The organism is Alkaliphilus pronyensis, assembly GCF_009017275.1.
In the GTDB taxonomy this organism is placed as follows: domain Bacteria; phylum Bacillota; class Clostridia; order Peptostreptococcales; family Natronincolaceae; genus Alkaliphilus_C; species Alkaliphilus_C pronyensis.
This window is the reverse complement of the sequence record NZ_WBZC01000038.1, coordinates 20,977-27,463: the sequence shown is the minus strand read 5'-3', so window position 1 is coordinate 27,463 and position 6,487 is coordinate 20,977. Positions and strand designations below refer to the sequence as shown.

6 protein-coding genes are annotated in these 6,487 nt (G+C 33.1%); 1 reads left to right on the top strand and 5 read right to left on the bottom strand.

Annotated features, from left to right (window positions below):
* The first annotated feature begins 244 nt into the window (after nt 1–244).
* Nucleotides 245–514 carry a TMEM165/GDT1 family protein gene (locus tag F8154_RS10425; RefSeq protein ID WP_151861558.1) on the top strand — a complete coding sequence of 90 codons (270 nt, stop codon included), beginning with the start codon at nt 245–247 and terminating at the stop codon, nt 512–514.
* A gap of 149 nt (nt 515–663) precedes the next feature.
* On the opposite strand, the gene noc is transcribed toward F8154_RS10425, so the two are convergent.
* From noc to jag, 5 genes are all read right to left on the bottom strand, one after another.
* A complete protein-coding gene (noc, locus tag F8154_RS10420) occupies nt 664–1,461 on the bottom strand; it encodes a nucleoid occlusion protein (RefSeq protein WP_151861557.1) in 798 nt (265 codons plus the stop codon).
* Between the two features lie 178 nt (nt 1,462–1,639).
* Nucleotides 1,640–2,359, bottom strand: a complete 720-nt coding sequence (gene rsmG, locus F8154_RS10415) for a 16S rRNA (guanine(527)-N(7))-methyltransferase RsmG (protein WP_151861556.1) — start codon at nt 2,357–2,359, stop codon at nt 1,640–1,642.
* A complete protein-coding gene (gene mnmG / locus F8154_RS10410; RefSeq protein WP_151861555.1) occupies nt 2,359–4,257 on the bottom strand; it encodes a tRNA uridine-5-carboxymethylaminomethyl(34) synthesis enzyme MnmG in 1,899 nt (632 codons plus the stop codon). Before mnmG ends, rsmG begins: the two co-directional genes overlap by 1 nt.
* Nucleotides 4,258–4,299: 42 nt before the next feature.
* Nucleotides 4,300–5,682, bottom strand: a complete 1,383-nt coding sequence (mnmE, locus tag F8154_RS10405; RefSeq protein ID WP_151861554.1) for a tRNA uridine-5-carboxymethylaminomethyl(34) synthesis GTPase MnmE — start codon at nt 5,680–5,682, stop codon at nt 4,300–4,302.
* A gap of 183 nt (nt 5,683–5,865) precedes the next feature.
* Nucleotides 5,866–6,486: an RNA-binding cell elongation regulator Jag/EloR gene (gene jag / locus F8154_RS10400; protein ID WP_151861553.1), complete on the bottom strand. Its 621-nt coding sequence runs from the start codon at nt 6,484–6,486 to the stop codon at nt 5,866–5,868.
* Nucleotide 6,487 lies beyond the last annotated feature (1 nt).

Here is a 6,487-nt window from a genome sequence, read left to right as displayed (position 1 = left end):
AATTTAAATTTTCATTTAAGTATTGGTAGATAAGTGCCACTAAGCTATAAAGTATGTCGAACTAGAGTTCTATTTGAGTAAAAAACTCAAACTGTACTAAGTTTCTTTATTTTAGCTATTGGTTAAATATTATAATTCTAATAACACTAATTTACGAATACACTTCATAATATATAGATTTTACAAACTAAGCAAACTTAATTTTTCTTATTAATTAACCTTTATAATAAAAGGGAGGCATTTTATGTTAAGAACAATTGCTATGACTTTTTGTATAGTTTTTATTGCTGAATTAGGTGATAAAACGCAATTACAAACAATGTTATTGGCAACACAAAAAAAGTCTTCATTACCTGTTTTTATTGGAGCTTCTCTTGCGTTAATTCTAAGCTCTTTTATCGGGGTTTTTGCTGCTACCTATTTAAACAAATACATTAACCCTAATGTACTGCAAACAGCTGCTGGTATAATTTTTATTGTGTTTGGTGTATTAACTCTTATTGGCAAACTATAATTTTAATGCTATTGTCTACTATTTAAAAAAATACCTATATGTTTAGGTATTTTTTTATATCGAGAAGCTTAACTCACTTGTTAACAAGTACAGGAAATTATATCAACCTTATGAATTGGTTCTATTAGTAACGCTTCCCAGATGTAATGCTAAGTCTTTGGAATTCTTACTGTCAATTCGATATATTCGCCACAATCAGTTTGTTTTAACTCAGCATTCTCTTGCTTATCCTTAATGGCCTCAAATGCTTGCTTAATTGTATTTATATATATTCTATAGTTCATAAAGCTTCTTATTTTCTGCTTGCTTTTAACTTCACTCTCTTTACTAATTTCTTCAATTAATTCTGCTATTATCTCTTCCGTCTTCTTTACATTATACTCATTTTTAATTACCTTCTGTAATACAATGATTCTAAGCTCATCGTCAGGTAGCTTTAGAAGTGCTCTTGCATGCCTTTCTGATAAATTGTTTTCAAGCAACAGCTTTTTAACCCCTTCTCCCAGCCTAAGTATTCTTAATTTATTGGCTATAGTAGATTGATTTTTTCCAATTTGCGTAGCTAATTCCTGTTGCGTGAAGCTATGCTCTGTAATTAAGTTGTGGTATGCTTCCGCTTCTTCTATGAAGTTTAAATCCTCTCTTTGAAGGTTTTCTATTATAGCCAACACTGCTGAGTCTTTATCGTTATACTGATGGTGAACTATTGCTGGCACCTTTTGTAAATTCGCTAGCTTAGCTGCCTTTAATCTCCTTTCACCTGCTATTAACTCATACTTATCATTTCCTATCCTTCTTACTGATATAGGCTGTAAAATTCCATACGCCTCAATTGATTGGCTCAATTCCTCCAAGCTGATTTGTGAAAAGGATTTGCGAGGCTGATAAGGGTTGGGGATTATTAAATTGATGGAGATTTCCTCAATTTGCTTATTTGAATTATTCATTGAATAACTCCCTCTCTTCTTTAGCTTGAAAATCTTGTTAAACTATGCTTTTTTATAATCCTTGTTTAATCTATTTCTACATTATTATTATATAAAGTTTTCTATATGTTTTTATTGATTCCTTCTAAGAAATTGTTGATTTTTAAACTTTCGTATTACAAATATCAACTTTTTTCTTTTATTTTATAGGATTCTTACTTGGTTTTCCTGCTCTTCTTGGATATTTTGTCGGAGTTTGTTTGTTTTTTTCAATAACTATTATTCTATGTTTTATATCCATGAAGGGTAATTTAATTATTAGATCCTCCACCAGCCTACCACCTAATATATTAATTGCGGCTTCAGCTTCCTTTAGCTCTTCATTAAGATTAGGTCCTTTTTGACAAATAAATAGGCCCCCCACCCTTACAAAGGGTAAGCAATATTCAACTAAAACATTTAATGGTGCCACTGCTCTAGCCACTGCAAAATCGAAGTTCTCCCTAAAAGCTTCATCTCTACCATAATCCTCAGCCCTGCCATGTAAATATTCAACATCTGTTAAATCTAAATGTCTACAGACTTCCTTTAAAAATTCTAGTCTTTTATTTAAGGCATCTAAAAGGGTTGTTTTAATATCATCCTTTAAAATTTTAATTGGTATACCAGGGAATCCAGCACCTGTCCCTATGTCAATAAGCTTTCCTTCAACTAGCCCCTTGACCTTTAAACAGGCTAGGGAGTCAAGAAAATGCTTTATTGCAATTTCTTCATCATCTTTTATAGCAGTTAAGTTCATTTTTTTGTTCCATTCAATAAGCAAATCCTTATATTTAACTAATTTTTCTACATGAATATTGTCTATTTCAATATCCAGCTCACTACAACCAGCCTTTATAATATCCCTTATATCTGTCATTAATTTTTTTCCCCCACCTTTTGTCTTCTTTTCTGCTCTAAATACACAAGCAGTACAGAGATGTCTGCAGGTGAAACCCCAGATATTCTTGACGCTTGACCCACAGATAAAGGTCTTATACTGTTTAGCTTTTGTCTTGCTTCTAATCTTAAACCTTGAATTTCTAAGTAATTAATCCCTTCTGGTATCTTTTTTCCTTCTAGCTTTTTGAACTGGTCTATCTGCTTTAATTGCTTGTCTATATAGCCTTCATATTTTATAACTATTTCACATTGCTCTTCAACCTCTTTATCAATATCTTCATAATTTACTTCATTTTTCTTTAATCTTTTTATTTCCTTATAGCTAACCTCTGGTCTTTTCAAAAGCTCATAGAGTGATACCCCTGTTTTTATTAAGGAACTCCCTATTTCTTCAAGTATATTATTAACTTCCTTTGGTGTAACATTGGTCTTTTTTAATCTTTCCATCTCCAAAGCAATTTTATCTTTTTTACCACTAAATCTCTTATATCTCTCTTCTGTAACTAGTCCTACCTTATATCCCTTTTCTGTTAGCCTTAAGTCTGCATTGTCCTGCCTTAACACCAATCTGTACTCAGCTCGAGAGGTCATCATTCTATAGGGCTCATTTGTACCCTTTGTCACTAGATCATCAATAATAACTCCTATATAGGCTTCAGACCTATCTAAAATAAGGGGTTCCTCTCTTCTAATTTTTAATACAGCATTTATTCCTGCAATAAGTCCCTGTGCTGCCGCCTCCTCATAGCCAGATGTACCATTAAACTGTCCAGCACTGAAAAAATTATTAATATGCTTCATTTCAAGTGATAGCTTTAATTGAGTAGGATCTATGCAATCATATTCAATTGCGTAGGCAGGTCTCATTATTTCTGCTTTTTCTAAGCCAATTACTGACCTTATCATTTCTACCTGCACTTCAACCGGCAGACTTGTTGACATGCCCTGTAGATACATTTCCTTTGTGTTTAATCCTTCTGGTTCTATAAATAATTGATGGGTTGGTTTATCTTGAAATCTAACAATTTTATCCTCAATGGATGGACAATACCTGGGCCCTACCCCCTCCATATCTCCTCTATAGAAGGATGATCTCTTTAAATTTTCATTAATTATCCTAAGGGTTTCTGGAGTGGTTCTTGTTAACCAGCAGGGCTGCTGTTCAATATTAATTTCATCGTTCATAAAGGAGAAGGGTACAATTTCCGTATCACCAGGTTGGATTGACATTTTAGAAAAATCTATTGAATCCCTATGTATTCTTGCTGGAGTACCTGTTTTAAACCTTCTCAAATTACAGCCTAATTCCCTCAATCTGTTTGATAGGTAGTTGGCTGGAAAAAGTCCGTTGGGACCAGACTCATAATTCACTTCCCCCATAAAGATTTTACTCTTCAAATACACTCCTGTAGCAAGTATTATGGCATTACCCTCATATATGCTTCCTGTCCTTGTTTTTACACCCCTAGCCTGCTGGTTTTTAACAATAATATCAATAACCTCCCCTTGAACTAAATCAAGTTTCGGCTGATTCTCTATTGTTTTTTTCATTTCTATATGGTATTTTGATTTATCCGCTTGTGCCCTTAATGAGTGGACAGCTGGCCCCTTTGCAGTGTTTAGCATCCTGCTTTGAATAAAGGCTTTATCTATATTTAATCCCATTTCTCCACCTAGAGCATCTATTTCTCTAACTAAATGACCCTTTCCTGTTCCACCTATTGAAGGATTACAGGGCATCATAGCTATTGAATCTAAGGTTAGAGTTATTATTAAGGTTTTACAGCCCATTCTTGAAGCTGCTAATGCAGCTTCACATCCAGCGTGTCCAGCACCTACGACAATCACGTCGTATGCTCCAGCATGATATTCCATTAAATCTATTCCTCCTGTCATAAGTACAGCTAGTTTTTTTACTTACTTTCCAATACAAAAATTTGCAAAAATGTGATCTATCAAATCTTCTCCAACTGTATCACCTGTTATCTCACCAAGATAGTCCCATACGTTCTTATAATCCACTTCAATAAAATCCATGGGCATTTGCCTTCTTATTGCCTCAATACCTTCCTTCAAACTATTTAATGCCCTCTCTAAGGCATCCTTATGTCTTACATTTGCTATCATTAAATTACTATTTGATTTAACTTCACCCTTATACACCATATTTACAAGTACATTTTCTAGCTCATCTAGTCCTACCTCTTCCTTTAGGGAGGTTTTTATTATGCTCCTTTCACCTATCAGGTGACAAATCTTTGCAATATCTAATTTATTTGGTAGGTCTGTTTTATTTATTAATACTATTATCTTTTTGTCCTTAATCATCTCGATTATTTGCAAATCCTCATTTGTTAATTCTCTTGATGCATCCAACATGAATATAACTAAATCAGCCTTATTAAATAGCTCCTTTGATTTTCCTACACCAATCTTCTCAACTATATCTTCAGTTTCTCTAATACCTGCTGTATCAATTAACTTTATAGGTATACCTTGAATGTTCAATTGCTCCTCAATAACATCTCTGGTTGTTCCAGGTACTTCGGTTACTATAGCTCTAGCCTCTCTTAATAAGGAATTCAGTAAAGAGGATTTTCCAACATTAGGCTTACCAACAATTACAGTGCTTAAACCTTCTCTTAAAATTTTTCCTGTATCTGAGGTGCTTAACAGCTTTGTCATGGATTTCTCTAGTTTAATACTTTTTTCCAGAAGATAGTCAAGGGTTACTTCATCTACATCCTCCTCCGAAAAGTCAATAGATACTTCAATATGAGCTAATAATTCTAGTACTTCTTTTCTCATCTCCTCGACCCTTTTTGATAATGACCCCTCCAGCTGATCAAACGCTACTTCAAAGCCCTTTTCTGTTTTTGCACTTATTAAATCCATTACTGCTTCAGCTTGTGCTAAATCAATTCTGCCATTTAAAAAAGCTCTTTTAGTAAACTCCCCTGGTTCAGCAAGTCTCGCTCCCTTTCTCAACACAAGCTGAAGTATTCTTTTAACAGGTATCATGCCACCATGACAATTTATTTCAACAATATCTTCTTTAGTATAGGTATGTGGCGCCTTCATATATACAGCTAGTACTTCGTCTATCTTTTCATTATTGTCAAAATCAAATATATACCCATAGGTAAGTTTTCTTTGATCTTCATATATTTTTTTATTATTGTTAGCTCTAAAAATATCGTCTATTATTTCTATTGCCTTAGAGCCACTAATACGTACTATCCCTATGCCTGCTTCACCAGCAGCAGTTGCAATAGCAGCAATAGTATCATCAATAAACATATTTTCACCTCTATTTATTATTTGTAGAATTTTAATATTAAAATTTGCTTATCAGTATTATACCAAATTTTATTAACATTTAATTAAACAATGTAAAATTATGCTTTAAGCAAAACACCAATTATATATATGCCTCTATCATTATATTACAGTAAAAAACCCAGTAATTATACTGGGTTTAGGCTATTTCTTTAGAGTAATTACAACTTTTCTGTAGGGGTCTTCTCCTTCACTATATGTTTGAACGTAATGATTACCCTGTAAAGCAGCATGTATTATTCTTCTTTCATATGGGTTCATTGGCTCTAACACTACTGTTTTGCCAATTTTTTTGACCTTGCGTGCCATTTTATTAGCTAACCTCACTAGGGTTTCTTCCCTTTTTTCTCGATAATTTTCTGTATCAATAAATACCTTTAAATAGTTTTCTCTATCCCTATTTACAACAAGACTAACTAAATATTGTAAAGAATCAAGAGTTTGACCCCTTCTACCAATAATAACTCCCATATTTGGTCCATCAAGTGTTATATTTAAATTGTTGTCTTTTATACTAGTCTGATATTCAACCTCCATAGACATAGCTTTAAACACTTTTTTCAAAAACTTTATAGCTTCTTCCTCTGGATCATCAATTACAGTTATTTTTACTTTAGCCATTTTTGTTCCTATAATACCTAAGAAGCCTTTTGTGGCCTTTTCTAAAATTTCTATTTTTACCTGTTCTTTATTTTTCTTTAATTCCACTAGTCCCATTTCTATTGCTTCTTCTACTGACTTTCCTGTTACTTCAATTGTGTTCATA

What these genes read in the sequence shown, in the direction of transcription:
- F8154_RS10425 (WP_151861558.1), top strand. Translation starts at nt 245, where the DNA reads ATGTTAAGAACAATTGCTATGACTTTTTGTATAGTTTTTATTGCTGAA.
- noc (WP_151861557.1), bottom strand. Translation starts at nt 1,461, where the DNA reads ATGAATAATTCAAATAAGCAAATTGAGGAAATCTCCATCAATTTAATA.
- rsmG (WP_151861556.1), bottom strand. Translation starts at nt 2,359, where the DNA reads ATGACAGATATAAGGGATATTATAAAGGCTGGTTGTAGTGAGCTGGAT.
- mnmG (WP_151861555.1), bottom strand. Translation starts at nt 4,257, where the DNA reads ATGGAATATCATGCTGGAGCATACGACGTGATTGTCGTAGGTGCTGGA.
- mnmE (WP_151861554.1), bottom strand. Translation starts at nt 5,682, where the DNA reads ATGTTTATTGATGATACTATTGCTGCTATTGCAACTGCTGCTGGTGAA.
- jag (WP_151861553.1), bottom strand. Translation starts at nt 6,486, where the DNA reads ATGAACACAATTGAAGTAACAGGAAAGTCAGTAGAAGAAGCAATAGAA.